General features: G+C 68.9%; 26 protein-coding genes. 14 read left to right on the plus strand and 12 right to left on the minus strand.

Features of this window, described 5'->3' with window-relative positions:
* Positions 1 to 94 precede the first annotated feature (94 nt).
* From R1Z03_RS16170 to R1Z03_RS16210, 9 genes are all read right to left on the minus strand, one after another.
* Complete coding sequence (locus tag R1Z03_RS16170; protein ID WP_317352776.1) at positions 95 to 1171, minus strand: dipeptide ABC transporter ATP-binding protein; 1077 nt, start codon at positions 1169 to 1171, stop codon at positions 95 to 97.
* Entirely contained in the window at positions 1168 to 2145 is a 978-nt protein-coding gene (locus R1Z03_RS16175) for an ABC transporter ATP-binding protein (protein ID WP_272567463.1), read from the minus strand. Before R1Z03_RS16175 ends, R1Z03_RS16170 begins: the two co-directional genes overlap by 4 nt.
* 9 nt (positions 2146 to 2154) lie before the next feature.
* Positions 2155 to 3066: an ABC transporter permease gene (locus R1Z03_RS16180; protein ID WP_284405054.1), complete on the minus strand. Its 912-nt coding sequence runs from the start codon at positions 3064 to 3066 to the stop codon at positions 2155 to 2157.
* Positions 3067 to 3174: 108 nt separating this feature from the next.
* On the minus strand, positions 3175 to 4746 hold the full coding sequence (locus R1Z03_RS16185) for an ABC transporter substrate-binding protein (RefSeq protein WP_317352778.1): 1572 nt from the start codon (positions 4744 to 4746) through the stop codon (positions 3175 to 3177).
* Between the two features lie 53 nt (positions 4747 to 4799).
* Entirely contained in the window at positions 4800 to 6020 is a 1221-nt protein-coding gene (locus tag R1Z03_RS16190; RefSeq protein WP_284396458.1) for a M20 aminoacylase family protein, read from the minus strand.
* A 3-nt stretch (positions 6021 to 6023) separates the two neighbouring features.
* The gene (locus tag R1Z03_RS16195; protein ID WP_272567456.1) at positions 6024 to 7004 is read right to left on the minus strand and encodes an ABC transporter permease; all 981 of its coding nucleotides are present in this window, start codon (positions 7002 to 7004) and stop codon (positions 6024 to 6026) included.
* A gap of 121 nt (positions 7005 to 7125) precedes the next feature.
* The gene (locus R1Z03_RS16200) at positions 7126 to 8706 is read right to left on the minus strand and encodes an ABC transporter substrate-binding protein (protein WP_317352781.1); all 1581 of its coding nucleotides are present in this window, start codon (positions 8704 to 8706) and stop codon (positions 7126 to 7128) included.
* 261 nt (positions 8707 to 8967) lie between these two features.
* Positions 8968 to 10089, minus strand: coding sequence for a porin (locus R1Z03_RS16205; RefSeq protein ID WP_284429860.1), 1122 nt, complete (start codon positions 10087 to 10089; stop codon positions 8968 to 8970).
* A gap of 208 nt (positions 10090 to 10297) precedes the next feature.
* Entirely contained in the window at positions 10298 to 11332 is a 1035-nt protein-coding gene (locus tag R1Z03_RS16210; protein WP_284396449.1) for a porin, read from the minus strand.
* 305 nt (positions 11333 to 11637) lie between these two features.
* Between R1Z03_RS16210 and coq7 the strand changes: the two genes are divergently transcribed.
* Positions 11638 to 12255 carry a 2-polyprenyl-3-methyl-6-methoxy-1,4-benzoquinone monooxygenase gene (coq7, locus tag R1Z03_RS16215; RefSeq protein ID WP_284429859.1) on the plus strand — a complete coding sequence of 206 codons (618 nt, stop codon included), beginning with the start codon at positions 11638 to 11640 and terminating at the stop codon, positions 12253 to 12255.
* 48 nt (positions 12256 to 12303) lie between these two features.
* Here the strand turns inward: coq7 and R1Z03_RS16220 are convergent, their stop codons facing one another.
* On the minus strand, positions 12304 to 12753 hold the full coding sequence (locus R1Z03_RS16220; RefSeq protein WP_284396445.1) for an OsmC family protein: 450 nt from the start codon (positions 12751 to 12753) through the stop codon (positions 12304 to 12306).
* A 306-nt stretch (positions 12754 to 13059) separates the two neighbouring features.
* Here R1Z03_RS16220 and ilvA point away from each other — a divergent pair, with 306 nt between their 5' ends.
* The 3 genes from ilvA (at position 13060) to R1Z03_RS16235 (ending at position 16097) form a co-directional block, all read left to right on the plus strand.
* On the plus strand, positions 13060 to 14625 hold the full coding sequence (gene ilvA / locus R1Z03_RS16225) for a threonine ammonia-lyase, biosynthetic (RefSeq protein WP_272567449.1): 1566 nt from the start codon (positions 13060 to 13062) through the stop codon (positions 14623 to 14625).
* Between the two features lie 78 nt (positions 14626 to 14703).
* On the plus strand, positions 14704 to 15516 hold the full coding sequence (locus R1Z03_RS16230) for an adenosylcobinamide-GDP ribazoletransferase (RefSeq protein ID WP_317352786.1): 813 nt from the start codon (positions 14704 to 14706) through the stop codon (positions 15514 to 15516).
* Complete coding sequence (locus R1Z03_RS16235; protein WP_317352788.1) at positions 15513 to 16097, plus strand: histidine phosphatase family protein; 585 nt, start codon at positions 15513 to 15515, stop codon at positions 16095 to 16097. The genes R1Z03_RS16230 and R1Z03_RS16235 overlap by 4 nt, the downstream gene beginning before the upstream one ends.
* Positions 16098 to 16182: 85 nt before the next feature.
* Here the strand turns inward: R1Z03_RS16235 and R1Z03_RS16240 are convergent, their stop codons facing one another.
* A complete protein-coding gene (locus R1Z03_RS16240; protein WP_317352791.1) occupies positions 16183 to 16626 on the minus strand; it encodes a type II secretion system protein N in 444 nt (147 codons plus the stop codon).
* A 47-nt stretch (positions 16627 to 16673) separates the two neighbouring features.
* Between R1Z03_RS16240 and gspG the strand changes: the two genes are divergently transcribed.
* The 10 genes from gspG to R1Z03_RS16290 all read left to right on the plus strand — a co-directional run bounded on the left by gspG (position 16674) and on the right by R1Z03_RS16290 (position 26230).
* Positions 16674 to 17126 carry a type II secretion system major pseudopilin GspG gene (gene gspG / locus R1Z03_RS16245; protein ID WP_284396434.1) on the plus strand — a complete coding sequence of 151 codons (453 nt, stop codon included), beginning with the start codon at positions 16674 to 16676 and terminating at the stop codon, positions 17124 to 17126.
* 81 nt (positions 17127 to 17207) lie between these two features.
* Positions 17208 to 17645 (plus strand): prepilin-type N-terminal cleavage/methylation domain-containing protein, encoded by a 438-nt coding sequence (locus R1Z03_RS16250; protein WP_317352794.1) that lies wholly within the window; start codon positions 17208 to 17210, stop codon positions 17643 to 17645.
* Complete coding sequence (gspI, locus tag R1Z03_RS16255) at positions 17642 to 18025, plus strand: type II secretion system minor pseudopilin GspI (RefSeq protein WP_272567444.1); 384 nt, start codon at positions 17642 to 17644, stop codon at positions 18023 to 18025. Before R1Z03_RS16250 ends, gspI begins: the two co-directional genes overlap by 4 nt.
* 1 nt (position 18026) lies before the next feature.
* The gene (locus R1Z03_RS16260; protein ID WP_284405046.1) at positions 18027 to 18713 is read left to right on the plus strand and encodes a type II secretion system protein J; all 687 of its coding nucleotides are present in this window, start codon (positions 18027 to 18029) and stop codon (positions 18711 to 18713) included.
* Positions 18710 to 19708, plus strand: coding sequence for a type II secretion system minor pseudopilin GspK (gspK, locus tag R1Z03_RS16265; RefSeq protein ID WP_317352798.1), 999 nt, complete (start codon positions 18710 to 18712; stop codon positions 19706 to 19708). The genes R1Z03_RS16260 and gspK overlap by 4 nt, the downstream gene beginning before the upstream one ends.
* A gap of 56 nt (positions 19709 to 19764) precedes the next feature.
* Complete coding sequence (gene gspL / locus R1Z03_RS16270) at positions 19765 to 21009, plus strand: type II secretion system protein GspL (protein ID WP_284429851.1); 1245 nt, start codon at positions 19765 to 19767, stop codon at positions 21007 to 21009.
* Positions 21006 to 21596, plus strand: coding sequence for a type II secretion system protein GspM (gene gspM / locus R1Z03_RS16275; protein WP_284429850.1), 591 nt, complete (start codon positions 21006 to 21008; stop codon positions 21594 to 21596). Before gspL ends, gspM begins: the two co-directional genes overlap by 4 nt.
* Positions 21597 to 21662: 66 nt before the next feature.
* On the plus strand, positions 21663 to 22478 hold the full coding sequence (gspN, locus tag R1Z03_RS16280; protein ID WP_284425927.1) for a type II secretion system protein N: 816 nt from the start codon (positions 21663 to 21665) through the stop codon (positions 22476 to 22478).
* Between the two features lie 4 nt (positions 22479 to 22482).
* On the plus strand, positions 22483 to 24864 hold the full coding sequence (gene gspD, locus R1Z03_RS16285; protein ID WP_317352804.1) for a type II secretion system secretin GspD: 2382 nt from the start codon (positions 22483 to 22485) through the stop codon (positions 24862 to 24864).
* Positions 24865 to 24868: 4 nt separating this feature from the next.
* The gene (locus R1Z03_RS16290; protein ID WP_272567432.1) at positions 24869 to 26230 is read left to right on the plus strand and encodes a GspE/PulE family protein; all 1362 of its coding nucleotides are present in this window, start codon (positions 24869 to 24871) and stop codon (positions 26228 to 26230) included.
* Positions 26231 to 26404: 174 nt separating this feature from the next.
* Here the strand turns inward: R1Z03_RS16290 and R1Z03_RS16295 are convergent, their stop codons facing one another.
* Positions 26405 to 26890: a CZB domain-containing protein gene (locus tag R1Z03_RS16295; RefSeq protein WP_317352810.1), complete on the minus strand. Its 486-nt coding sequence runs from the start codon at positions 26888 to 26890 to the stop codon at positions 26405 to 26407.
* Positions 26891 to 26961 lie beyond the last annotated feature (71 nt).

Below are 26961 nucleotides of genomic sequence, written 5' to 3' on the forward strand. Positions count from 1 at the left end.
CCGCCGCTCACCCGAATCCAACCGAGTCCCTTTTTTTGCTATAGAAAATATAGCTGAAAGGGCATGCTTTACTAGGGCATCGGCCCGATTTCGATCAAACCGCGGCGGGAACGGGCACCGCCACCAGCGGAATGCGCCCTTCCTCGATGCCGTGGCAGGCCACGCGGGCGCCGCCCTGGTTCAGCAACTGCGGGCGCTCGGTGCGGCACCGGTCGTTGGCGTGCGGGCAACGCGGGTTGAACGCGCAACCGGGCGGCGGGTTCAGCGGATTGGGCACCTCCCCCTGCACCGGCGTGCGCGAGCGGCCGGTGTCGTGCATCTTGGGGATGGCGTCCAGCAGCATGCGCGTGTAGGGGTGGCGCGGCGTGGCGAAAAGCTCGCGCTTGTCGGCCAGCTCCACCAGGCGCCCCAGGTACATCACGCCCACCTGGTCGCTCACATGGCGCACCACCGCGAGGTTGTGCGAGATGAACAGGTAGGTCAGGTGCCGCTCGCGCTGCAGGTCCTTCATGATGTTGAGCACCTGCGCCTGCACCGATACGTCGAGCGCCGACGTGGGCTCATCGCACACGAGGAATTCCGGCTCGGTGGCGAGCGCCCGCGCGATCGAGATGCGCTGGCGCTGGCCGCCCGAGAACTGGTGCGGGTACTTCACCATGTCCAGCGGCGACAGGCCCACCGACTGCAGCAACTCGCCCACGCGGGCCTTCAGCTCGGCCTTGTCGGTGATGAGGCCGTGCTCGCGCAGCGGCTCGCCGATGATGTCCTCGACCAGCCAGCGCGGGTTGAGGCTGGCATACGGGTCCTGGAAGATCATCTGGATGCGGCGGCGCATGGCCTGGGCGTCCTTGCCCTTGAAGGCCGCGTGCGCGTCCTGCCCGTCGAAGGTGAGGCCGCCGCGCGTGGGCTCGTACAGGCCCACCAGCAGCCGCGCCACCGTGCTCTTGCCGCAGCCGGATTCGCCCACGAGCGCCAGCGTCTTGCCGCGCTCGATCTCGAAGCTCACGCCGTCGACGGCGTGCAGCAGCGTGCGCGGCTTGCGCTCCAGCACGCGGTTGAGCCAGGGGGCGGACACATCGAACGTCTTGGCCAGGTCGTGCGCCTGCACCAGGGGCTTGCCGGCGGCGGCGGCGTTGGCGCTGGTCGAAAGGGTGGGAGTGTGGGCGCTCATGCGGCGGCTTTCTTGGGCAGGTCGTGCAGCCAGCAGGCGGCTTTGGTGGCGCCGGCCTGCAGCAGTTCGGGGCGCTCCACCTTGCAGCGGTCGAAGGTGTGGGGGCAGCGCGGATTGAAGGCGCAGCCCTGGGGAATGGCGTTCAGGCGCGGCATGGCGCCGTCGATCTGGTTCAGGCGCTCGCGCTCCTGCTCCATGTCGGGGATGGACGCCATCAGGCCGGCCGTGTAGGGGTGCGCCGGGTGGTTGATGACCTCGTGCACGGGGCCGATCTCGGCCACGCGGCCGGCATACAGCACCGCCACGCGGTCGCAGGTCTCGGCGATCACGCCCATGTCGTGGGTGATGAGCATCACGGCCGCGCCGCGCGATTTGCAGATGTTCTTGAGCAGCTGGATGATCTGCGCCTGGATCGACACGTCCAGCGCCGTGGTGGGCTCGTCCGCCACGATGAGCTGCGGCTCGGCCGCCAGCGCCAGGGCGATCACCACGCGCTGGCGCATGCCCCCCGAGAACTGGTGGGGGTAATGGTCCACGCGCTGCTCGGCGGCCGGGATGCCCGTGTCCTTGAGCAGGTCGATGGCGCGGCGGCGCGCCTCGGCGGCGTTCACCGGCAGGTGGGCCTGGATGGTCTCGACGAGCTGCTGGCCCACCGTGTACAGCGGGTTCAGCGAGGTCAGCGGGTCTTGGAAGATCGCGCCGATGCGCCGGCCGCGGATGTGCCGCATCTCGCGCGACGACAGGTTGTCGATGCGCTGGCCCTCCAGCACGATCTGGCCGGAAGCCACCCGCCCCGGCGGCTCCAGCAGGCCGATGATGGCCGCGCCCGTGAGCGACTTGCCGGCGCCCGACTCGCCCACCACCCCCAGGATTTCACCGGGCGCGATGGAAAAGGAGATGTCGTCCAGCGCGCGCAGGGTGCCGCGGCGGCTGGGGAATTCGACGACGAGGTTCTTGACTTCGAGAAGGCTCATTGGGTGCTTTCAGCGGAGGCGGGGGTTGAGCGCATCGCGCAGCCAGTCGCCCAGCAGGTTCACCGACAGGGCGATCAACACCAGCATGGCACCCGGAAACACCGTGATCCACCACTCGCCCGAGAACAGGTAGTCGTTGCCGATGCGGATCAGCGTGCCCAGCGAGGGCGAGGTGGGCGGCGCGCCCACCCCCAGGAACGACAGGGTCGCCTCGGTGATGATGGCCGTCGCCACCTGGATGGTGGCCAGCACCATCACCGGGCCCATCACATTGGGCAGCACGTGCTTGCGCATGATGCGCAGCGAGTTGACACCCGTCACGCGCGCGGCCTGGACATATTCCTTGTTGCGCTCCACCAGCGTGGAGCCGCGCACCGTGCGCGCATATTGCACCCAGCCGGTGAGCGAGATCGAGATGATCAGCACCCCGAACGCCAGCGACTCGTGCGCATTGGGAAACACCGCGCGGCCCACGCCGGCGATCAGCAGCGCCACCAGGATGGCCGGGAACGACAGCATCACGTCGCACAGGCGCATGAGCACCGCATCCACCCAGCCGCCGCGAAAGCCCGCCAGCAGCCCGAGCGCCACGCCGACCACCACCGACAGCACCACCGAGGCGAAGCCCACGATGAGCGAGATGCGCGCGCCGTAGATCACCGCGGACAGGATGTCGCGGCCCTGGTCGTCGGTGCCCAGCAGGTACTTGGTGGATCCTTCAGGGCTCCAGGCCGGCGGCAGCCGCGCATCGCCCAGTTCGAGCGTGGTCAGATCGAACGGGTTGTGCGGCGCGACCCAGCCCGCGAAGAACGAGCAGAACACGCAGATGAGCGCGATCACCGCCGCGCCGATGGCCACGGGCGAGGTGCGAAAGCTGTGGCCGACATCGCTGTCGAACCATCGGAAGAGCGTTTTTTTCATCGTGTTTGGAAACCCCAGGAAACTCACTGCAGCGGCGCCGGCTGGCCACCGCCTCGGTCGGGCACCTTGCCGGCGCGCCCTGCTTGGTTGGCTACGCCGCTGCGGCACTCATTTGACGATGCTCATCCATTTGAAGGGCATGAAGTTGTCGGCCATCTGCACCAGCCTGACCTTCTTGCTCACGCCCCAGGCCAGCGCCTGCTGGTGCAGCGGCACGTGGCCGATGTCGGCGGCGTGGATCGCGAACGCCTCGCGGATCATGGCGTTGCGCTGGGTCTTGTCGGTTTCCGCCTGGATCCGCCGGGTGAGCTCGTCGACCTTGGGGTTGCAGTACGCGCCCAGGTTGAACTGGCCGGCGCCCTTGTCGTCCACGCACGTCATGAGGGCATTCAGCGCGTTGTGCGCATCGTAGGTCGCAGGCGACCAGCCCAGCATGTAAAAGCTCGTGTCGCGGCGCAGCACCTTCGGGAAATAGGTACCCTTGGTCTCGGCCTGCAGGTTGATCTTGACGTTGATGCGCGCAAGATTGGCCGCCACCGCCTGGCACACGCGGCCGTCGTTCACGTAGCGGTCGTTGGGGCAGTTCATCGTCAGTTCGAAGCCGTTGGCGTAGCCCGCCTCGGCCATGAGCTTCTTGGCCGCATCCACGTCGTAGGGCAGCCGCTTCATGTCGGCCTGGAAGCCGTTGATGCCGGGGCCGACCAGCTGGGCGGACGGGTTGGCCGCGCCGCGCATGACGGTCTTGCGGATGCCTTCGATGTCGATGGCCTGGTAGAACGCCTGCCGCACCCGCTTGTCCTTGAAGGGGTTCTTGCCCTTCACGCTGGAATACAGCAGCTCATCGCGCTTTTGGTCCATGCCCAGGAAGATGGTGCGCAGCTCGGGACCCGTCACGGCGCGGGTGTTGGGGCTGGTGTTCACGCGCTCGATGTCCTGCACCGGCACGGGCTCCATCACGTCCACCTCGCCCGACAGCAGGGCCGCCACGCGGGTGGCGTCGTTGCCGATCGGCGTGTAGATGATCTCGCTGGCGTTGCTCTCGATGGCACCCCAGTAGCTGCCGTTGCGCGTGAACACCGTGCGCACGTTGGGCTGGCGCTCGCGCACGCGGAACGGCCCGGTGCCGTTGGCACGGAACGACGCGGCGTTCTCGATGCCCTTGCGGCGGTCCACCGGCGTCGTGGCCTGGTTGGTCTCGCACCACTTCTTGCTCATCATGTACACGAGCGTGAGCACATCAGGCAGGATGGGATAGGGCGAGCGGGTCTCGATCTCGACCGTGTAGTCGTCGATCTTGCGCACTTCCTTGAAGTCGTTCGTGTAGCTCTTCATGTCCGAGCCCTCGACCTGCGTGCGGCCCAGCGAGAACAGCACGTCGTCCGCCGTGAACGGGGTGCCGTCGTGGAACTGCACGCCGCGCCGCAGTTCGAAGCGCCAGACCGTGGGCGAGGTCATCTTCCAGCTGGTGGCCAGCGCGGGCGCCAGGCTCAGGTCCTTGTTGCGGCCCACGAGCGGCTCGTAGACGTTGCCGGTCACGCTCAGCTGCAGCGATTCGTTGAGCGAGTGCGGGTCCATCGACAGGGCATCGCCCTGGTTCGCCACGCGGATGGTCTGCGCCCCTGCGACGGACACCATGGCGACCATCGCCAGGGCCAACGCCGTTTTTGTCTGGAATTTCATGGGGACTCCTGAGGAAGAAAAGGGGGATGTGCGCACACGGGCCGATGCGGGCGTCAGGCGCTCGCCAGCGGCATGGCCTGCTCGACCAGGCTGGCATGCAGCGCGGCGCCCAGCGGCAGGATGTCGTCGTTGAAGTCGTAGCGGTTGTTGTGCAGCGCGCTGTTGCCCGGGCCCGTGCCCTGGCCGATGCGCAGGTAGGCGCCGGGCTTGTTCTGCAGCATGAAGGAAAAGTCTTCCGCGCCCATGCTGGGGTCCATGTCGCGCACCACGTTCTCGCCGCCCACCAGCGATTCGGCCACGTCGCCCGCGAACTGCGCATGGCTTTCGGTGTTGATGGTGGCCGGATAGATGCGTTCGTAGCGCACCGTGGCGGTGGCGCCGAAGCCGAGCGCAATGGCGCTGCACAGCTCCTGGATGCGCCGCTCCACCATGTCCTGCACCACCGGATCGAAACTGCGCACCGTGCCCACCAGCGTGGCCGTGCCAGGCAGCACGCTGAAGGCGCCCAGGTCGCCCGCCTGGATCGCGCACAGGCTGATCACGGCGCTGTCGATGGGGCGCACGTTGCGCGAGACGATGCCCTGCACCGCGGTGATGATGTGCGCCGCCACCAGCACCACGTCCACCGTCTGGTAGGCATGGGCGCCGTGGCCGCCCCGGCCGGTGATCTCGATCGTCACGCGGTCGGCCGCGGCCATCATGGCGCCCGAGTTCAGGCCGATGGTGCCGGGCTTCATGGCGGGCCAGTTGTGCATGGCGTACACCGACTGCACGGGAAAGCGTTCGAACAGGCCGTCCTCCACCATCACCCGCGCGCCGGCAAAGCCTTCTTCGCCGGGCTGGAAGATCAGCACGGCGGTGCCGTCGAACTGGCGCGTGGCGGCCAAGTAGCGCGCCGCGCCGATCAGCATGGCGGTGTGCCCGTCGTGCCCGCACCCGTGCATGAGGCCGGACTTGCAGGACTTCCATGCGAAATCGTTCTGCTCGGTCATCGGCAGCGCGTCCATGTCGGCACGCAGGCCGATCATGCTGCGGCTGCCGCGGCCCTGCCCCCGGATGACGGCGACGATGCCCGTGCGCCCGATGCCGTCGTGGATCTCGTCCACGCCGCAGACCTTGAGGGCCTCTTTCACGCGGGCCCCGGTGTACACCTCCTCGAAGCCGAGTTCGGGGTGGGCGTGCAGGTCCCGCCGGAATGCGGTGAGTTCGGGGTGGTACTGCGCGATGTGCGCGAAGGCCCGGCCCCCGGCCTTGAAGCGAAGCGCCTGCGCCATGTCTCAGTGCCCTCCGGCCTTGCCCACGCGCAGGCGCGGATCGACGGCGAAATACAGCAGATCGACCACGAGGTTGATCACCACGAAGATCAGCGCGATCAGGCACAGGTAGGCCGCCATCACCGGAATGTCCGCGAAGGTGACCGCCTGGATGAACAGCAGGCCCATGCCCGGCCACTGGAACACCGTCTCGGTGATGATGGCGAAGGCGATGAGGCCGCCCAGCTGCAGGCCCGTGATGGTCATCACCGGCACCAGCGTGTTCTTGAGGGCATGGCCGAAGTGGATCGCCCGGTCGGACAGGCCGCGCGCGCGGGCGAACTTGATGTAGTCGGTGCGCAGCACCTCCAGCATCTCGGCGCGCACGAGCCGCATGATCAGCGTGAGCTGGAAGATCGCCAGCGTGATCGCCGGCAGCGTGATGTGGTGCCAGCCCTTGGGGGTCAGCAGCCCGGTGCTCCACCAGCCCAATTGCGTGACGGGGCCCCGCCCGAAGCTCGGGAACCAGCCCAGGTGCACGGCGAACACGAGGATCAGCAGGATCCCGATCAGGAAGGTGGGCAGCGACACGCCGAGCAGGGACAGCGTCATGAACAGCTGGCTCGCGAAGCTGCCGCGCCGCAGGGCGGCGTACACGCCCATCGGCACGCCGATCAGCAGCGCGAGCACGGCGGCCACGAGGGCCAACTCCAGCGTGGCGGGAAAGCGCTCGGCGATCAGCCGCGACACCTTCGCGCCCTGGCGCAGGCTGAGGCCGAACTCGCCCTGCGCGGCATTCACCAGAAAGTGCCAGAACTGCACGATGAAAGGCTTGTCCAGGCCGAGCGCCGCGCGCAGCTCACGGATCTGCTCGGGCGTGGCATCCTGGCCGAGCAGGAAGGTGACGGGATCTCCGACGTACTGGAACAGCATGAAGGAGATGAAGGCCACCGCGATCATCACGATGACGGCCTGAATCAGGCGTCGCAGAATAAAGGCAAGCATCAGTGAACCGTGAGTGAATCGGGCATGCTAGCAGGGGGATGGGCCATCGCCGCGAATACCCCCCGGCCGGCAGTTGGGCAAGCGCCAGGCCGGGTTGGCAGCCTGGGCAGGATCGCGTGCATCAATTGATCTTGACCGTGCGCATGTCCACGCGGTTGTCGGCCCGGTGGACCACGTCCACCGTCTTTTTCATGGCCCAGGGAATGACCTGGTCGTACAGCGGAATGTGCGAAACCGTGTCGTTGGACAGCTGCAGCGCCTCGGTCAGCATGCGCGAGCGCACCGGTGCATCCGTCTCCGCCTTGATGCGGTCCACGAGGTAGTCCATGCGCTCGTTGCTGTAGCGGCCCACGTTGTAATTGCCGTCGCCGCCCGTGCCGACGGTGCGCACCAGCGACTGCAGGCTGTAGAGCGCGTCGAACGTCGGCACGCCCCAGCCGAGCATGTAGATGCTGGCCTCGCTGCGCTGGATCATCGGAAAGTACGTCACCTGCGGCAGCGTGCGCAGCTTGGCTTTCACGCCGATGCGCGCCCACATGGCCGTCACGGCCTGGCAGATGGCCTCGTCGTTGATGTAGCGGTTGTTGGGGCAGGCGAAGTCCACCTCGAAGCCGTCGGCGTAGCCGGCGTCCGCCATGAGCTTCTTCGCGGCCTCGACGTCATAGGGCATGCGCTTGCCTACCGCTTCGGTCCAGCCCGCGACCTGGGGCGCCACCAGCGTGCCGGTCGGTTTGCCCAGGCCGCGCATGATGCTGCGGGTGAGCGTGTTCACATCGACGGCCTGGTAGAGCGCACGGCGCACGCGCACGTCCTTGAACGGGTTCTTGCCCTTCACGCTGGAGCCCACCAGTTCCTCGCGGAACTGGTCCATGCCGAGAAAGATGGTGCGGTTCTCCACGCCATCGACCACCTTCAGGTCGGCGCCGGAGCGCAGCCGTGCCAGGTCCTGCGGGGAGGGATCGAGCACCATGTCCACCTCGCCGGAGAGCAGGGCCGCCACGCGCGTGGACGCGGATTTGATGGGCGTGTAGATGATCTCCGTCACGTTGCCTTCCATCGTGCCCCACCAGTTCGGGTTGCGCTTGAACACCATGCGCACGTCCGGCTGCCAGGACTCGAGGGTGTAGGGGCCCGTGCCCATGGCATTGCGGTGCGCGAAGTTCTCGTCGGTGCCCTTGATGTCCTTGGGTTCCACGGACTTGTTCTTTTCGGCCCAGGCCTTGCTCATGATGCGCAGCTCGGTCAGCTGGCGCAGCAGCACGGGATTGGGCGACTTGAGGAAGATGTCGAACGTCTGGGCATCGACCTTCACGATCCGGTCGAAACCTTGTACGAACGGTGTGTAGTTGGAGGTCTTGGCCATGGCCCGGGAGAGCGAATACACCGCATCGTCGGCCGTGAACGCCGAGCCGTCATGGAACTTGACGCCCTGCCGCAGCGTGAAGCGCACCTGCGTGGGGCTCACCTCGCGCCACGCAGTCGCCAGCACGGGTTCGATCTCGAAGGTGCGGCTGTTGTAGTACGTCAGCGTTTCGTACACGTTCGCGTGCAGCCCGTTCTGCAGGGCATTGTTCTGCGAGTGGATGTCCCAGGTGGAGATTTCGCCTTGGCTGGCCCATTTGAACGTCTTGGAATGAGCCAGGGGCGACGCGAGGATCGCACAGGCGGCAGCGCCCGAAACAATGGCAGTGATGAGCTTCATGGAACCCTCTTGGATAAAGCGTGGAACATGCCGCTTCCTTTTTGAGGAATGCGGAAGGTCGCTGGAAGCCGGGCTCTGGCCGGCCCAGGATCTGGCATGAGCGGGAAACCCATGCAAGGAAGGTGCCAGTCCCCGCCCTGCGCGGATCGGCGCTGGCGGGCCACCCGGCCCTTCGTGTGCACTCCGTGCAGACAGCCTCTTTCGAAGAGACTGGCGTTCGCATCGATGAACGGCTGCGCCTCGGCGCGCAGCCAGTGCCTGTCAGAAGCGGTGACGCAGGCCGATCGTGTAGCCCGTGCGGCTCTTGGCGCCATTGACCTGGCCCGCCGCGTTGCTCAGGCTGATCTGGTCGCCCTTGAGCTTGGTGTGGTCGAGTTCGAGGTACGCGTCAGTGCGTTTGGAGAACGCGTAGTCGAAGGCCATCGTGAAGAAGTCCGCCTTGCCCTTGGCGGCCGCCGTGCTGCCCTTCTGCTCGGCACGGAAGTAGTGCGCACCGATGTTCAACTGGGGCGTGATCTGATAACCCGCACCGATCTTGTAGATGGTGCGCTTGTTGGCAGCCAGGAAGGCCGGCCCACCGAAGCCGCCGTTGATCGTGCCCTGCCACATGGCGCCCAGCACAGCCCGGTCGACCGCCGTGAGGCCGTCATCCACCTTGTTCTGGCCGTAGCCCGCATTGAAGTACCAATCGCCCAGGCGGTAGGAGCCACCGACGGTCCAGGCATCGACCTTCTTGCCCGAAGCGAACTCGTAGTTCTGGTACCCCAGGCCAGCAGCCAGGCCGCCCGCTGCATAGCGCAGGTAGCCCCCGGCCGTCTTGCCACCGGTGGGGCTCTTCTCATCGAACGAATACTGCAATGCGCCCCGCCATGGACCGACCTCGGCCATGTACTTGAGCATGTTGTCGGCCCGCGCGCCCAGTGCGAAGCCGATTTCCGGCTTGTACACGTCCATGTAGGGCGAATAGGGATAGGAGGCGTAGGTGCTCGTGACTAGGTCGAACAGGATGTTGTATTGACGGCCCATGGTCAGCCGTCCGAAGCCTCCCTGCACGCCCACCCAGGACTGCTGGAAATAAGGCGTCGCCGGGGTTCCCGTGTCTGCCCCGAATCGGTTCTCCAGATTGACCAAAGCCTTCAGACCACCGCCCAGGTCCTCGGTCACATTGATGCCCCAACGGCTTTGAGACATGCCGCCGCCCACCATCTGGTTCAGCGAGCCCCCTGGACTGCCGGCCGGGCCTTCGTTGTTCGTGTGGCGATATGCCATATCCACAATACCGTACAGCTGCACGCTACTGGTATTGGCCTGGGCGAAAAGCAATGGCGAGGCCACACCCAGCGCTGCAGCAGCGATGGTCTTTGTCACAAACGAAGTACGCATGTGTTGTCTCTTTCTGCTTGGAATAAGGGAAATTCATTTTAGAAATCCCGGTTTTTGCAGAACAGAGCGTATGGCAGCATACCCACAGGCGTTTTCCCTAGTCTTTTGTTACATACGCGACACAGGGGACACCAATGCAAAAAGCCGCCGACCCGAAGGTCGGCGGCTTTTTTCTTCTCAAGAACCGCTGACTTGCGTCAGCGCCCTATTAGAAGGAGTGGCGGATACCAACTTGGTAGCCGTTGACGTTCTCGCCAGGCAGAGCGGTAGCGCCGGTCAGGCCGTTGCTGGCCAGAACGCGCGTTGCGCCGCCCTTGTTTTGCATGTGAGCGATCGTGCCGTACACAGCGGTGCGCTTGGACAGGTCATACACGTAGCCCAGAGCCAGCACGCGGGAATCGGCGCTGCTGTTCTTCAGGTCCAGGTTCGCGAACGAAGCCTTCACCGTGCCAGGGCCGACAGGAGCGGTCAGGCCGATCAGGTACGTGCTGTACTTCGTTTGCACAGCAGCGTTGTTCTTTTCTTGGTGCCAGATGAAGATTGGCTTCACGACGCCCAGGTCGTACGAACCAGCGATGGAGTACGTGGTCACGTCTTGGGGAGCCGTAGCACCGCGCAGCTTGTCAGCTGCCAGGGTCACGCTCAGAGGACCGTTTTCGTAGCCGCCGGCCAGGCCGAGGTAGTTGCCAGCCTTGTCATAGGCAGCGTTGGAAGGCGTTTCGCCGAAAGCGTAGTGCACGGTACCGAAGAAGCCACCCAGGTTGCCAGGGGTGCGGTAGCTCACGCCGTTGCCGATACGGAAAGGTTGACCGCCGATGCCGAAGCCCAGGAAGTTACCCACGCCGACTTGGCCGAACGGATCGTACGAGCTGGGCTTGTCGTAGCCAGCCGTCAGTTCACGACCCAGACGAACTTCACCGAAGTTGCCCATCAGGCTGACCGTGGAACGGCGCTTGAATTCGAAGCCAGGACCCGTAGCGCCGCCGCCAGCACCGGTGCCGGTGTCGTTCTGGATAGCGCCTTCGAGCCAGAAACCAGCCTTCAGACCGCCACCGAGGTCTTCAACGCCGCGGAAACCCAGACGGCTGGTTGCATTGCCGCTGTTGTACACGCCGGTCACGGAATTGTCGGCGGAGATGCGGCCAACGCCTGCATCAACGATACCGAACATCGTGACGGAAGATTGAGCCATTGCAGCGCCGGAAGCAGCCAGCACAGCCAGGGCAATCAGGGATTTTTTCATTGCGAGTTACTCCAAGGTTAAACGAGGGCGCCGGTTCGGGGGGCTGAGATGCACAAGCGCAGTCCGCCGGATCCCCGGGCCAACCTCCTGGTGGGGAAGTTGTCCTTATTGCAACAGAGCCACGTCCGTTTCGCAAAGGAATTCCCTCACAATTGCACCGAAAGGCCCAAATCGTTGCTGTGTTGCAACAACCCTTGGGGCGTCACGGAACTGACTTATCGCGGCGCCCAGCGGGCAAAGGATGCTCGCATTTTTGTATCCATTCGAAAATTCTGTAGCGCTTTCGAACTTCACCCGATTTTTCCATGGATCCACTTCTGACGGCGGTCGATACCGCACTGCGCACCCTCTTCGCCAAGCCCCGGGCGGGGGAGCCCTCACCGGCACGCGCCCATTCTGAGGCCAACCTCTCGCCCGCGGAAAAACGCTTGGCAGGCGCGCTCATGCGGGTGAACCACGTGGGCGAAGTGTGTGCCCAGGCACTCTACACCGGCCAGGCCGCCGTGACGCGCGATGCGCACCTGCGCGCACACCTGCTGGAGGCGGCGCGAGAGGAAACGGATCATCTCGCCTGGACCCGCGAGCGGCTCGACGCCCTGGGCGACCGGCCGAGTCTGCTCAATCCGCTCTGGTTCGCCGGGGCGTTCGCCATCGGATGGACTGCCGCCCAGGTCAGCGACCGGGTGAGCCTGGGGTTCGTGGTGGAAACCGAGCGGCAGGTGGCGCAGCACCTGCAAAGCCATCTGGAGCGCTTGCCGGCACAGGACCTGGCGTCCCGCTCGGTCGTGGCACGCATGAAGAGCGACGAAGAGCGGCACGCGAGCGGCGCCCTGGCCGCGGGCGGCCAGGAGTTGCCGGCCCCGGTGCGCCTGCTGATGAAGGCCGCCGCCAAGTGCATGACCACGGTGGCGCACCGCATCTGAAGGAATGCCCTCGGTGCAGTGGCCGCCGTCAGCGCGCCGCCAGGCCGATCACCCCTCGACGATGTCGAAGCCCGTGGTGATCTCCGCCATCTTGCCCAGCATGATGCTGGCGGAACAGTATTTTTCGTGGCTCATGGCGATCGCACGTTCGACCGCCGCCGCAGGCAGCGCCTTGCCCGTCACGGTGAATTGCATGTGGATGCGGGTGAACACCTTGGGGTCGACCGGCGCGCGTTCGGAGGTGAGCTTGACGCTGCAGCCGCGGACATCGTGCCGGCCGCGCTTGAGAATCAACACGACGTCGTAGGCAGTGCACCCCCCCGTGCCGGCCAGGACTGTCTCCATGGGGCGAGGCGCCAGGTTCTGGCCCCCGTTGGCGGGGTTGGCAGCATCGGGCGCGCCGTCCATGGCCAAGACATGGCCGCTGCCGGTTTCGGCGATGAATCCCATACCGGACCGGGTGCCCGTGGCGCCCGTCCAGGTGACTGTGCATTCCATGTTGTTTTTCTCCATCAAAAAAAGCGAAAAACCGCGTTTCCATCCTGGGATGGTCTATCAATTTTGCTGCAACGCAGCATGGTTTGGGCTACACTTCGCACCATGCGTTGCCCGAAAGGGTGGACAGCAAGCCCAAACGGTTTGTTCGCACCCATTGTCTCCTCCATCTCCTCAAAGGATGGATTCGGCCCCGGACTTCACAGTCCGGGGCCGTTTTTTTTGCCCTGCGCACGACGGCAGCAGCGTCGGGCCACCGCCTATGATGGCGGCCCTGCCCGCGACCGGCGCGGCAACGATCCGCACGACATGACCCAGCACCTCACGCCCCTGGACTACCTGAAGAAGATCCTCACGGCCCGCGTTTACGACGTGGCGGTCGAATCGGCCCTGGAACCCGCCAAGGCGCTGAGCCGCCGGCTCCACAACCAGGTGCTGCTCAAGCGTGAGGACCAGCAGCCGGTGTTCAGCTTCAAGCTGCGGGGCGCCTACAACAAGATGGCGCACCTGTCGCCCGAGCAGTTGCAAAAGGGCGTGATCTGCGCCTCGGCTGGCAACCATGCGCAGGGCGTGGCGATGAGCGCGCACAAGCTGGGGACCCGCGCCGTCGTCGTCATGCCGACGACCACGCCCCAACTCAAGGTGGATGCCGTCCGGACGCTGGGCGGCGAGGTCGTGCTGCACGGCGACAGCTATTCCGACGCCTATGAGCACGCGGCACAGCTGCAGGCGGCCCAGGGCCTGACCTTCGTACACCCCTTCGACGATCCCGACGTGATCGCCGGCCAAGGCACGATCGCCATGGAAATCCTGCGCCAGCTGCAGAGCCTGGGCAGCAACCGGCTCGATGCGGTGTTCGTCGCCATCGGCGGCGGCGGGCTGGTGAGCGGCGTGGCCAACTACATCAAGGCGGTGCGCCCCGAGATCCGCGTGATCGGCGTGCAGATGAACGATTCCGACGCCATGGCGCAGTCCGTGGCGTCCGGCAGCCGGGTCACGCTGGCCGACGTGGGCCTGTTCTCCGACGGCACGGCCGTCAAGCTGGTGGGTGAGGAGACCTTCCGCGTGGCCCAGGGCCTGGTGGACGAATTCATGACCGTGGACACCGACGCCGTGTGCGCCGCGATCAAGGACATCTTCGTGGACACGCGCAGCATCGTGGAGCCGGCCGGCGCCCTGGCCGTGGCCGCCATCAAGCAGTACGTGGATACGCACAAGACGCGGGGCGAGACCTACGCGGCCATCCTGTGCGGCGCCAACATGAATTTCGACCGCCTGCGCTTCGTGGCCGAGCGCGCCGAGGTGGGCGAGGAACGCGAAGCCCTGCTGGCGGTCACCATTCCGGAAGAGCGCGGCAGCTTCAAGCGGTTCTGCGAGGTGGTGGGGGAACTGCCCGGCGGCCCGCGCAATGTGACCGAGTTCAACTACCGCATCAGCGACGCCGCGCGCGCCCACGTGTTCGTGGGCCTGACCACGCACGGCAAGGGCGAGTCGGAAAAGATCGCCCGCAACTTCCAGCGCCACGGGTTCGAGGCACTCGACCTCACGCACGACGAACTGGCCAAGGAGCACCTGCGCCACCTGGTGGGCGGCCGCTCGGCGCTCGCGCAGGAGGAGCGGCTGCTGCGCTTCGTCTTCCCCGAGCGGCCGGGGGCGCTGTTCAAGTTCCTGAGCCTGATGCAGCCGAGCTGGAACATCAGCCTGTTCCACTACCGCAACCAGGGCGCCGACTACGGGCGCATTCTGGTGGGCATGCAGGTGCCGCCGGGCGATGCGGCGGCGTTCGACGCTTTCCTGGCCACACTGGGCTACCCGTACGTGGAAGAAACGCTGAACCCGGCCTACCAGTTGTTCCTGCAGGCCGGGCGCGCCTAGCCCGAAGGCTTGGCACCAAAACGGCCTCCAGCACAATTAGTACTAGGGCATATAGCTATTTATTTGATAGCAAACAGCATGCAGGCGCTTCGCCACTATCTGCTGGCCGTGCAGTTCTTCACCCGGATTCCCGTCACCGGCCGGACCGCGGCATGGGTGGGCTACAGCCCGGCCCTGCTGCGCGCCAGTGCCGGACATCTGCCGGGCGTGGGCTGGCTGGTGGCGGCGGTCGCGGTGGCGGTGCATGCCGCGCTCGCGTGGGCGCTGGGCCCCCAGCCCGCGGCGCCCTGGGTGTGTGCGGTGTTCAGCACCGTGGCCACCGTGCTGGTCACGGGGGGGTTCCACGAAGACGGCCTGGCCGACGTGGCCGATGGCCTGGGCGGCAGCCTGCAGCGCGAGCGGGCGCTGGAGATCATGAAGGATTCGCGCATCGGCGCCTTCGGGGCCATGGCGCTGGTGCTGGCGCTGGCCGCCAAGCTGGCCTTGCTGGCGCTCTTGGGCGCCGGCGGCCTGGGCGTGGTGCTGCCGGCGCTGGCCGCAGCGCATGTGCTGTCGCGCTTTTGGCCCCTGGTGCTGGTGCGCACCCTGGCCCATGTGGGCGACACGGCCACCTCCAAGAGCAAGCCGCTGGCGGACCAGATCAGCGGGCGCTCGCTGGCCACCGCGCTTTTGTGGTCGATCGGGTCTCTGGCGCTGATGGGCTATGCGCTGGGCATTGCGGTATGGATAGCGTCCCTCGCGGCCAGCGCCCTGACCGCGCTGGGCATGCGCCGCTGGTTCGCGCGGCGGCTGGGCGGCTTCACGGGCGACTGCCTGGGGGCCACGCAGCAGATCGGCGAAATCGCCATCTACCTGGCCACCGCCATCGCGTTGGGGCCAAGCCTGCGGTGACGCAGCGGCGCCTGTGGCTGGTGCGGCATGCGCTGCCGCTCGTGGCGCCGGGCGTGTGCTACGGCGCGCTCGACGTGCCCGCCGACCCTGCCGCGACGGCCGATGCCGCCCGCCGGCTGGCCCGCGCGCTGCCCGGCACGCTCGCGGACATGCGCCACTCGCCGCTACGAAGATGTGAGCAGCTTGCGCAGGCCCTGATGGCGCTGAAGGCCGATTCGGCCAGCGAGCCCGACGCCCGCCTCGCCGAGATGGATTTCGGCACCTGGGAAGGCCGCGCCTGGGACGCCATTGCCCGGGCCGACATCGATGCGTGGACGGCGGATTTCGGCGCCCCCCGCGCCAGCGGCGGCGACAGCCTGGCCGCGATGCTGCTGCGCGTGGACGCAGCGCTGGCAGAGGCACGCCGGTTGTCCCCCGACCGGGGTGGCGATGTGCTGTGGATCACCCACGCGGGGGTGGCGCGCTGCGTGCAGTGGCTGCAGGCCCGGCCCGGGCGCCTGCCGCGGGCCGACGAATGGCCGGTGGCCGCACCGGCCTATGGGGAATGGACCACGGTGCCGCTGGACGCGCCAGCGCACTGAACGCTTCGGAGACAGCGGCTTTCGCCCCACCTGAAACAGGTGTCTTTCTTTGTGCCGCACACCCCTCGTGCGGCCCCCCGAACCGCTACCGCTTGTCCGGAATTTCCAGCGTGACCGTGGCCGCGCCGTCGTGCGACGGCCCCAGCCGCGCCTGGCGGCGGCCCAGGGCCTGGAGCACCAGCCCTTCGGCCACCGTGGCCCCGACGCGAAACGGCTTGGCCGGCTGGTTGTCCACGGCGATCAAGGCCGCGCCGCCACCGCTGGACGTGCCCGCCAGCACGCCCACCAGCGCGAACCGGCTGGGTTCGCGCACTGCCGGCGCCGACGGCGCGGCGGGCCCTGCCCCGAGCAGCCGCGCCAGGGCCTGGGCATCGGGGACCAGGGGCGCGGGCGCTGCCGCCGCCACGCCCGGGCCTGCCGGCCGGGCCGAGAGGCGCAGGCCCCAATAGACCACGCTGGCGCCCGCCAATGCCCACAGGGCCATCGTGCCCAGGCGCACGCCCCACCTGCCGTATGTGTTTGTCACCATCGCACGATTATGATTGACCGCATCTGCCCTATCCGAGTCGCCCCTCAGTGAATTCACACGCTTTCTCCCTTGCCCGCACCGCACGCCGCCGCCTGGCGGCCGGTTTCACCCTGATCGAACTGATGGTGGTGCTGGTGATCATCGGCGTGCTCGCCGCGCTGATCGTGCCCAACGTGCTCGACCGCGCCGACGACGCCCGCAGCACGGCGGCGCGCACCGACATCACCAACATCGTGCAGGCCCTGAAGCTGTACCGGCTGGACAACCAGCGCTATCCCACGGCCGAGCAGGGCCTGCAGGCGCTCATTGCCAAGCCCACCTCGGGCCCCGCGCCCGGCAACTGGCGCCCCTACCTCGAGAAGCTGCCCAACGACCCCTGGGGCCGCCCCTACCAGTACCTCAGCCCCGGCATCAAGGGCGAGGTCGATGTGATGTCGTTCGGGGCCGATGGCCAGTCCGGCGGCGAGGGCAAGGATGCGGACATCGGCAGCTGGCAGTGACGGCTGCGCCACGGAGCCCCGGCTTGCGGCCGCCGCCCGCATGAACGCGCCGGTCCCCGCCCCTGTGGCGATCGACGTCCTGTGACCCCGAATCCTTTCCGCCGCGCCCGGGGCTTCACCCTGTTCGAGCTGCTGGTGGTGGTTTCGATCATCGCGCTGGCCACGGCCGGCGTGGGCTTTGCGCTGCGCGACAACGGCCAGACGCTGCTGGACCGCGAGGGCGAACGGCTCTCGGCGCTGCTGGAGGCGGCACGCGCGCAATCGCGGGCGTCCGGCGCCACCGTGCGCTGGCGCGCGTTCGCGGGCGGCTTTCGCTTCGAAGGGCTGCCGGGCAATCCGTCGGCCGGCGCCTGGCTGGACCCCGGCACGCAGGTGCTGGGGCCGGGCCTGCTGCAGCTCGGGCCGGAGCCGCTCATCGGCCCGCAGCAGCTCGTGCTGGCCAACCAGGGCCACCCGGGGCGCGCGGTGCGCGTGGTCACCGACGGGCTGCGGCCCTTCGCCGTGGAGCCCGCGCCATGACCGGCCGCCCCGGCGGGCCGCGCCGGCCGCGCGAGCGCGGCTTCACGCTGGTCGAGGTGATGGTGGCGCTGGCCATCGTGGCGATCGCGCTCATGGCGGGGCTGCAGGCCACGTCGGCCCTCACGCGCAATGCCGCGCGGCAGACCGACGTGCTGCTGGCCCACCTGTGCGCCGAGAACGAACTCGTGAAGGTGCGCCTGTCGCGCCAGATGCCGGCCATCGGCGACAGCACGCTGGCCTGCGAGCAGGCCGGGCGCCGCTACGACGTCACGCTGGTCGTGCGGCCCACGCCCAACCCCCAGTTCCGCCGGGTCGATGCCCAGGTGTCCGACGGGCAGAACTCCGTGCTGCGCCTGTCCACCATCGTGGGAAGGTACTGACATGCGCCGCCCGAACCGGCTTTCGCGCGGCTTCACGCTGATCGAGCTGCTCGTGGCCATCGCCATCATGGCGATCCTGGCGATCATGAGCTGGCGCGGGCTCGACGGCATGGTGCGCGCGCAGGAGCAGACGCGGGAGCGGGCCGACGGCCTGCTCGTCATCCAGGCGGCGCTCGCCCAGTGGGGCACCGACCTGGATGCGCTGCAGGCCATCGACCAGACCGAGCCGCTCGACTGGGACGGCCAGGTGCTGCGCATGACGCGCCGCAGCAGCGCCGAGCCCGACGAAGGCCCGGTGGTCGTGGCCTGGACCCGGCGCAACGTGAACGGCATCGACCAGTGGCTGCGCTGGCAGTCGCCGCCGGTGCGCACGCGGGCGCAATGGCGCGAGGCCTGGCAGCGCGCGGCGCAGTGGGCCCGCACGCCGGGCGAGGCCGAGCGGCGCGCCGAGACCGTGCTCATGCCGCTGGTGAACTGGCAGATCTATTACTACCGCGACGGCGCCTGGTACAACGCCCTGTCCAGCAGCGAGACGACCGCCAACCTGCCGCAATCGCAGGGCCCGACGGCGGCCACCAACATCCCCGAAGGCGTGCGCCTGCAGCTGACGCTGCCGCCCGGCCGCGCGCTGGCGGGCACGCTCACCCGCGACTGGGTCAACCCGGTGAACGGCGGAGGCAAGACATGACCCGCGCCCCCCGCACACTGCCGCGCCGCCCCGCCGCACGCGGCGCGGCGCTGCTGGCCGCCATGCTCACGGTGACGCTGGTGGCCACGTTCGCGGCCGCGGCCATGTGGCAGCAGTGGCGCGCGGTCGAGGTGGAGACCGCCGAGCGCGCACGCGCGCAGTCGGCGTGGATCCTGGCCGGCGCGCTCGACTGGTCGCGGCTCATCCTGCGCGAGGACGCCGCCGCGCGCGACAGCGACGGCACCGACCACCTGGCCGAGCCCTGGGCGGTGCCGCTGGAAGAAGCGCGCCTGTCCACCTTCCTCGCGGCGGACCGCAACGTGAGCCAGCCCGAGGATGCGAGCACCGACACGGCCGATGCCTTCCTGTCCGGCCGGATCATCGACCTGCAGTCGCGCCTGAACCTCTTCAACCTGGTGGACGGCAATGCGGTGCAGGAGATCCCCCTGCGCCAGTTCACCCGCCTTTTCGAGCAGCTCGGCCTGCCGCGCCAGCAACTGAACCTGCTGGCCGACGGGTTGCGCCAGGCCAAGGCCACGGGCGGCGATGCGGGCAACGCGCCCCTGATGCCGCGCACCCTGTCGCAGCTGTCCTGGCTGGGCGTGGACGCCGCCACCATCGCGGCGCTGGAGCCCTACGCCACCGTGCTGCCGCGCAGCACGCGGGTGAACCTGAACACGGCCAGCGCCCAGGTGCTGCAGGCCAGCATCGAGGGGCTGGACATGGCCGGCGCGCAGCAACTGGTGCAGGCGCGCGAGGCCCGGCACTTTCGCAACGAGGAAGACGCACGCAAGCTGCTGAGCGGCTCGGCGCAAATGGACACCACCACGCACACCGTCTCCTCGTCGTACTACGAAGTGCTTGGCCGGCTGCGGCTGGGAAGCACCGTGGTGCAGGAACGCTCCCTGGTCTACAAGGCCGGCCGCGAAGCCCGCACGCTGTGGCGCGAACGCGGGGTCTTCGCGCGCAACGACGCCGCCACGGCCACCCGCTGACCCCGGCCGCGCGATCCGTCATGCCACGCCCCTAAAATGGCCCGCGAAACCCATCCATGAGCACCCTCATCCTTTCCTTGCCCCCGGGCCACCCGGGGCCGGCCACCGAGTACGGCTACACGCTGACCACCGACGGCCACACCGCCACACGACACGCGAACGCGCCCGCCGCGCTGCTGCCCGACCCGGGCCGCGCCGGCGAGGTGGTGGCCGTGGTGCCGGCCCGCGCCCTGTCGTGGCAGCGCGTCACCCTGCCGCCCGGTGCCGGCACGCAGGCGCCGCGCCTGCGCGCCGTGCTCGAAGGGCTGCTCGAAGAGCGCCTGCTGGACGATCCCGCCGCACTGCATTTCGCGCTGGAGCCCGGGGCCCGCCCCGGCGCGCCCGCCTGGGTCGCGGTGTGCGACCGGGCCTGGCTGCGCGCCGCGCTGCAGGCCCTGGAAGCGGCCGGCCGCCCGGTGCAGCGGGTGGTGCCCGAGTTCGCTCCCGGCCCCACCGCCAGCGGAGCGCCCGACCACTTCGCCCTGGGCACGCCCGAAGACGCCCATCTGGTGGCCACCGCGCAGGGCCCCGATCAGGCCGTGGCGGTGCTGCCGCTGTCGCCCATGGCCCTGCAGCTCACGGGCGCGATGGCCGGTGCGGATGCGGGGGGGCAGCCCCCCGCCGTGCGCGCCGAACCCGCCGTGGCCGCGCTCGCCGAGCAGATGCTGGGCCGCCCCGCCGTGCTCTACACCGCCAGCCAGCGCGCCCTGGACGCCGCCCGCAGCGACTGGGACCTGGCGCAGTTCGACCTGGCCAGCAGCGGCCGCACCCGCGCGCTGCGCAAGGCCGGCAGCACGCTCGGCACCTTCGCGCGCGCGCCGCAATGGCGCGCCGCGCGCTGGGCCCTCGGGCTGCTGGTGGCCACGCAGCTCGTGGGCCTCAATGCCTGGGCCTGGCAGGAACGCCAGGCACTGGAGGCCAAGCAGGCCGGCGTGCGCGCCGCGCTCACGCAGACCTTTCCCCAGGTGAAGGTGGTGGTCGATGCGCCCGTGCAGATGGAGCGCGAACTCGCCCAGTTGCGCCAGGCCGCCGGCAGCGTCTCGCCGCGCGACCTCGAACCCATGCTGGCCGCCGCGGGCGCCGCGCTGCCGCCGGGCCAGTTGCCCACCGCGCTCGACTACAGCGCGGGCGACCTGCGCCTGCGCGGGCTCGAGCTGCCCGCCGAGGCACTGGCCAGCGCCAACCAGCGGCTGTCCGCCGCCGGGTATTCCTCCCGCATGCAGGACGGCCAGTGGCTGCTGCGCACCGGAGGCCAGCCATGAAGCGCCCCGCACCCGCCGCCCCCTCTTCGCCCTCCAGCGCCGTCGCGCCCCTCAAGGCGCGCTGGAAGGCCCTGGCCCCGCGCGAGCAGTCGCTGGTGCTGGCCGCCGGCGGCCTGGTCGCCGCCGCGCTGCTGTGGTGGGTGGCGGTCGCGCCCGCACTGCAGACCCTGCGCAGCGCGCCCGCACGCCATGCCGAACTGGATGCGCAGCTGCAGCACATGCAGTCGCTGCAGGCCGAGGCCCTGCAGCTGCAGAGCGCGCCGCGTGCGCCGCTGGGCGACACCGCCCAGGTGCTGCGCAGCTCGCTCACGCAGCGCCTGGGCACCACCGCGCAGATGGCGGTGCTGGGCGACCGCGCCACCGTCACGCTCAAAGGGGCGCCTGCCGATGCGCTGGCCCTGTGGCTTTCGCAGGCGCGCAGCAATGCCCGCACCGTGCCCATCGAGGCGCGCCTGGCGCGCAGCAGCACGGCCGTGGTCGGCCCCACGCCGGCCGGCAAGCCGCCCGCGGCCCTGTCCAACCAGCCTGCGGCGCCCGACATGCCGCGCTGGGACGGCACCCTGGTGCTGGCCCTGCCGCCGGGCTGATCCGCTGGTCCTTGCCATCCCTCCTCTCGCCCACCCCTTCCCCGAGCCCTTTTTTTGAACGCCACTGTGTCCCGCAGCACCGCCCCCCGCCCTCCGTTCGCCGGCTCCGCCGTGCCGCGCTCGCCGCGCGGCTGGGCGCTGGCCGGCGTGCTGCTGGGCGCATTGCCGGCGCTGCTGGTCTTCGCTCCCGCGCAGTGGCTGGCCAGCGCCGTGGAGCAGGCCAGCGGCGGGCAGGTGCGGCTGGCGCAGGCGCGCGGCACGGTGTGGACCGGCTCGGCCCAGATGGTGCTCACCGGCGGCCGCGGCAGCCAGGACCAGGCCGCCCTGCCCGGGCGCCTGCAGTGGCGCCTGCGCCCGGCGTGGGACGGCGCCCGCGCCGAACTGCGGGCCGATTGCTGCACGCCCCAGCCGGTGCAGCTGCGGCTGCGCCCGCACTGGGGCGGTGCCCGCGTGACCGTGGCCGACGGCCGCAGCCAGTGGCCGGCCGCCGTGCTGGCCGGCCTGGGCACGCCCTGGAACACGCTGCAGCCGCAGGGCCAGCTGGCCCTGGGCACGCAGAGCCTTTCGTTCGACTGGTCCGCCGGCCGCCTCGTGGTGGACGGGCAGGCGCAGGTCGATGCGCTGGACATGTCCTCGCGCCTGTCCACGCTGCGCCCCATGGGCAGCTACCGGCTGGTGCTGCAGGGCGGGCAGGCGCCCACCCTGGCGCTGTCCACGCTCGACGGCGCGCTGCGCCTGTCCGGCAGCGGCCAGTGGGTGGGCCAGCGCCTGCGCTTCACCGGCGAGGCCACCGCGGCGCCCGAGCGCGAGGGCGCGCTGGCCAATCTCCTCAATATCATCGGGCGGCGCACCGGCGCGCGCTCCATCATCACCGTGGGTTGACCCTATGACTTCCTTGACTTCGCAACGCCTGCGGTTCGCACTCCACGCTTTGGCCGCAGGGGCCCTGCTGGCCTGCGCGGGCGGCACGCTCCAGGCCCAGACGGCCGTGGGTACCGGCACCAGCAGCGTGCGCGCCGGCGAGCCGGTCACGCTGAACTTCGCCAACGCCGAGATCGAGGCCGTGGCACGCACCATGGCCACCATCACCGGCCGCAACGTGGTGGTGGACCCGCGCGTGAAGGGCCAGCTCACCCTGGTGACCGAACGCGCGGTGACACCCGCGGCCGCCTTCCAGCAGTTCCTGGCCGCGCTGCGGCTGCAGGGCTTCACGGTGGTGGAGGCCGCGGGCCTGTACAAGGTCGTGCCCGAGGCGGATGCCAAGCTGCAGGCCGGCAGCGTGAACGTGTCGGAAAGCGGCCTCGGCGGCACGCGCGGCGGCGGGCAGATCGTCACGCAGATCTTCAAGCTCAACTTCGAGAACGCGGCCAACCTGGTGCCGGTGCTGCGCCCGCTCATCAGCCCCAACAACACGATCAACGTGAACCCCGGCAACAACTCGCTGGTGATCACCGACTACGCCGACAACCTGCAGCGCCTGGCGCGCATCGTGGCGGCCATGGATGTCTCCAACGCCAGCGACGTGGAAGTGATTCCGCTGCAGAACGCGCTGGCCACCGAACTGGCGCCGCTGGTGTCGCGCCTGCTGGAGGGCAGCGGCACGGCCGCCGGGGCCGTTCCGGCCGTGGCCCAGGGGCAGTCGGACACGTCGTTCCGCACCACGCTGCTGGCCGAGCCGCGCAGCAACTCGCTCATCCTGCGCGCGGCCAACCCGGCGCGCCTGGCGCTCGTGCGGTCGCTGGTGCAAAAGCTCGACCAGCCCGCCACGCCCGGCAGCAGCGCCGCGGGCGGCAACATCCATGTGGTGTACCTCAAGAACGCCGACGCCACCAAGCTTGCGGCCACGCTGCGCGCGGCGCTGTCGGCGGCCACGGGCAGCGGGTCTTCGGGCTCGGGCACCACCTCCAGCGCGCCCACCGGCTCGGGCCTGGGCTCGACCGGGCTGACGGGCGGCATGTCGCAGACCGGGGGCAGCAGCTCCATGAACAACAACTCCACGTTCGGCGGGAGCAGCAGCAGCAGCGGCGGGCTGGGCAGCAACGCCAGCAGCGTGGGCAACTCGTCCAACAGCAACCAGCCTTCCACCGGCGGGCAGATCCAGGCCGACCCGACGACCAACTCGCTCATCATCTCGGCGCCCGAGCCACAGTACCGGCAGCTGCGCGCGGTGATCGACCAGCTCGACGGCCGGCGTGCCCAGGTGCTGGTGGAAAGCCTGATCGTCGAAGTCGCCGCCAACAAGGTGGCCGAGTTCGGCATCCAGTGGCAAAGCGTGGTGGGCAACACGGGCAGCGGCACGGTGGGCGTGATCGGCACCAACTCCACGCAGGGCGGCGGCTCCAACATCATCAACCTCGCCCTGGCGGCAGCCAGCGGCAACTCGACCAGTATCGCCTCGGCGCTCACCTCCAGCGGCAGCAGCCTGGGCAACGGCCTGAACGTGGCCGTCGCGCCGCGCATCAACGGCAACTACTACCTGGGCGCGCTGGCCAACTTCCTGGAGAACACGGGCGATGCCAACGTGCTCTCCACCCCGAACCTGATGACGCTGGACAACGAAGAGGCCCAGATCATCATCGGCAACAACGTGCCGTTCGTGACCGGCTCCTACGCCAACAGCACCGGCAGCAGCACTGTCAACCCGTTCACCACCGTCGAGCGCAAGGACGTGGGCCTGATGCTGCGCGTGCGCCCGCAGATCAACGAGAACGGCCAGGTCAAGCTCACGCTGTACCAGGAAGTCTCGCAGGTGGACTCGGCCACGCTCACCTCCGCCAACGGCCCCACGACCAGCAAGCGGTCGATCGAATCCACCGTGCTGGTGAACGACGGCAGCGTGATCGTGCTGGGCGGCCTGCTGGAAGACCGATACGCACTCGGCCAGGACAAGGTGCCGTTGATGGGCGACCTGCCCCTGGTGGGCGGCCTGTTCCGCAACGAGAACCGCTCGCGCAGGAAGACCAATCTGATGGTGTTCCTGCGCCCGCTCGTGATCCGCGACGCTGCCACCAGCGATGCGGTGATGACCGACCGCTACGAAGCCATCCGCGCGCTGCAGCAGACCACGCAGCCCGCGCCCAGCACCGTGATGCGCAGCGTCTCGGACGCCCCCGTGCTGCCGGCCCTGCCCACCGCCCCAGTGGTGCCGCAGGCGCCGACCCGCACCGCGCCGCTCGCACCGCTCCTGCCCGAGCAGCGCGCCATCCCGCGGCCGGTGCCCACGCCGTCCGAATACACCGCGCCCCCGGAAAAGCTCAGCCCCCAGTAAGCCCATGCGCCACCCGCTTCCCTACGCCTTCGCGCGCACCGCCCAGCTGCTGCTCGAGGACGACGGCCAGACCACCGTGCTGTGGCACGGCCCCGCGCCCGATGCCGGCGCCCTGTCGGAGGTGCTGCGCAAGTACGCCGTGCGCGAACTCATGCCGCTGGACGCCCACGGGCTGGCGCAGCGCATCAGCGCGGCCTATTCGCAGGGCGAGTCGAGCGCGGCCACGGTGGTGAGCGAGGTCGAATCCGATGCCGACCTCTCGCGCATGATGCAGGAGCTGCCGGCGGTGGAAGACCTGCTGGAATCGGCCGGCGATGCGCCCATCATCCGCATGCTGAACGCGCTGCTCACGCAGGCCGCGCGCGACGGCGCGAGCGACATCCACATCGAGCCCTACGAGCGCCACTCCAGCGTGCGCTTTCGCGTGGACGGCACCCTGCGCGAGGTGGTGCAGCCCAACCGCGCGCTGCACGCCGCGCTGATCTCGCGCCTGAAGATCATGGCCGACCTGGACATCTCGGAAAAGCGCCTGCCGCAGGACGGCCGCATCAGCCTGCGCCTGGGCACCCGCGCCATCGACGTGCGCGTGTCCACCCTGCCCAGCGCCCATGGCGAACGCGCGGTGCTGCGCCTGTTGGACAAGAGCGAGAGCAAGCTGAGCCTGGAGGCCGTGGGCATGCAGGGCAACACCCTGCGCCGCTTCGACAGCCTGATCCACCAGCCGCACGGCATCATCCTGGTGACCGGGCCCACGGGCTCGGGCAAGACCACCACGCTGTATGCCGCGCTCGGCCGCCTGGACGCGGCCAGCAGCAACATCATGACGGTGGAAGACCCCATCGAATACGAGCTGCCGGGCGTGGGCCAGACGCAGGTGAACGCCAAGATCGACCTCACCTTCGCCAAGGCCCTGCGCGCCATCCTGCGCCAGGACCCGGACGTGATCATGATCGGCGAAATCCGCGATTTCGAGACCGCGCAGATCGCCATCCAGGCCTCCCTCACCGGCCACCTGGTGCTGGCCACGCTGCACACCAACGACGCCGCCAGCGCCGTCACGCGACTGACCGACATGGGCGTGGAGCCCTTCCTGCTGTCCAGCTCGCTGCTCGGCGTGCTGGCCCAGCGCCTGGTGCGCAAGCTCGATCCGTCCGACCCCAGCGGCTACCGCGGCCGCACGGGCGTGTTCGAGATGCTGGTGGTGGACGACACGCTGCGCGCGCAGATCCACAACCAGTCTTCCGAGGCCGACCTGCGCGCCACGGCCCTGGCCGGCGGCATGACGCTGATGCGCGACGACGGCGAGCGCCTGGTGCGCGCCGGCATCACCAGCCCCGAGGAAGTGCTGCGCGTCACGCGGGACTGAGCGGGCAGGCACGCCAGAGAGCGGCCACGGCGCGAAGCATCGATCGCTATTATTTTAATAGCACTATGCCCTAGTACTGATTGTGCTGGCGGCCTATTCGGCCCCAATCGCCATCGGCGGCCAGGGCAGGTCGGAGTCTGAAGGTGGCCGTGCCTGTCGCCGGGCCGCTTCGCTTCAGCGCCCCAGCCCGCGCTTGAGCTCCTTGAGCAGCAGCACCACCTGCTTGGACGCATGCTGGCAACCCTTGAGCGCCTGCTGCGCCAGCGCCATGTCGCCCGCCTCGGCGTGCCGCACCAGGTCCGCCGCCTGCTGGTGGAAATGGCGGTGGCGCCGAGCCATCATGTCGAAGGCCGGAAAGTGGCCCAGCGCGATGCGCCCGTCCCCCTGCAGCCACTGGCCCAGTTCCGAGCAGCCGTCGTCCTGGATCACCTCGGGCCGCAGCCGCTCGTCGCGCGCGCCCTGCAGCACCTGCTCCAGCCAAGGCAGCCAGCGCTCGTGGCTGGCGATGGCGGCGTCGATGTCGATCTCGGCCAGCAGCTTGGCGGCCTCCTCGCCCATCACCACCAGTTCGCTGGCGTTGCTGTCGGGCAGCGAGGTCCAGTCGTCTTCCACGGCCTTGCCATCCGCCCGCGGCGTGAACAAACGGCTGAAAAATCCCATGGCTTCCTGGTCTTGGTGCGTGCCCCGCTCGGCCACGCCGCGGACTGCGGCGATGCAGGGGACAGGGACGG

Origin of the sequence: Acidovorax sp. BLS4, assembly GCF_032929295.1 — a bacterium.
Taxonomy (GTDB): Bacteria; Pseudomonadota; Gammaproteobacteria; order Burkholderiales; family Burkholderiaceae_C; genus Paracidovorax.

Bases quoted from the DNA above. Each gene is read 5' to 3' on its own strand.
- gspI (WP_272567444.1), top strand. From the start codon at position 17,642: ATGACCGGCCGCCCCGGCGGGCCGCGCCGGCCGCGCGAGCGCGGCTTC.
- R1Z03_RS16175 (WP_272567463.1), bottom strand. From the start codon at position 2,145: ATGAGCCTTCTCGAAGTCAAGAACCTCGTCGTCGAATTCCCCAGCCGC.
- gspL (WP_284429851.1), top strand. From the start codon at position 19,765: ATGAGCACCCTCATCCTTTCCTTGCCCCCGGGCCACCCGGGGCCGGCC.
- R1Z03_RS16190 (WP_284396458.1), bottom strand. From the start codon at position 6,020: ATGGCGCAGGCGCTTCGCTTCAAGGCCGGGGGCCGGGCCTTCGCGCAC.
- R1Z03_RS16240 (WP_317352791.1), bottom strand. From the start codon at position 16,626: ATGGTGACAAACACATACGGCAGGTGGGGCGTGCGCCTGGGCACGATG.
- R1Z03_RS16260 (WP_284405046.1), top strand. From the start codon at position 18,027: ATGCGCCGCCCGAACCGGCTTTCGCGCGGCTTCACGCTGATCGAGCTG.
- R1Z03_RS16185 (WP_317352778.1), bottom strand. From the start codon at position 4,746: ATGAAATTCCAGACAAAAACGGCGTTGGCCCTGGCGATGGTCGCCATG.
- ilvA (WP_272567449.1), top strand. From the start codon at position 13,060: ATGACCCAGCACCTCACGCCCCTGGACTACCTGAAGAAGATCCTCACG.
- gspM (WP_284429850.1), top strand. From the start codon at position 21,006: ATGAAGCGCCCCGCACCCGCCGCCCCCTCTTCGCCCTCCAGCGCCGTC.
- R1Z03_RS16205 (WP_284429860.1), bottom strand. From the start codon at position 10,089: ATGCGTACTTCGTTTGTGACAAAGACCATCGCTGCTGCAGCGCTGGGT.
- R1Z03_RS16200 (WP_317352781.1), bottom strand. From the start codon at position 8,706: ATGAAGCTCATCACTGCCATTGTTTCGGGCGCTGCCGCCTGTGCGATC.
- gspK (WP_317352798.1), top strand. From the start codon at position 18,710: ATGACCCGCGCCCCCCGCACACTGCCGCGCCGCCCCGCCGCACGCGGC.
- R1Z03_RS16170 (WP_317352776.1), bottom strand. From the start codon at position 1,171: ATGAGCGCCCACACTCCCACCCTTTCGACCAGCGCCAACGCCGCCGCC.
- R1Z03_RS16230 (WP_317352786.1), top strand. From the start codon at position 14,704: ATGCAGGCGCTTCGCCACTATCTGCTGGCCGTGCAGTTCTTCACCCGG.
- R1Z03_RS16220 (WP_284396445.1), bottom strand. From the start codon at position 12,753: ATGGAATGCACAGTCACCTGGACGGGCGCCACGGGCACCCGGTCCGGT.
- R1Z03_RS16195 (WP_272567456.1), bottom strand. From the start codon at position 7,004: ATGCTTGCCTTTATTCTGCGACGCCTGATTCAGGCCGTCATCGTGATG.
- coq7 (WP_284429859.1), top strand. From the start codon at position 11,638: ATGGATCCACTTCTGACGGCGGTCGATACCGCACTGCGCACCCTCTTC.
- R1Z03_RS16295 (WP_317352810.1), bottom strand. From the start codon at position 26,890: ATGGGATTTTTCAGCCGTTTGTTCACGCCGCGGGCGGATGGCAAGGCC.
- R1Z03_RS16210 (WP_284396449.1), bottom strand. From the start codon at position 11,332: ATGAAAAAATCCCTGATTGCCCTGGCTGTGCTGGCTGCTTCCGGCGCT.
- R1Z03_RS16290 (WP_272567432.1), top strand. From the start codon at position 24,869: ATGCGCCACCCGCTTCCCTACGCCTTCGCGCGCACCGCCCAGCTGCTG.
- R1Z03_RS16180 (WP_284405054.1), bottom strand. From the start codon at position 3,066: ATGAAAAAAACGCTCTTCCGATGGTTCGACAGCGATGTCGGCCACAGC.
- gspD (WP_317352804.1), top strand. From the start codon at position 22,483: ATGACTTCCTTGACTTCGCAACGCCTGCGGTTCGCACTCCACGCTTTG.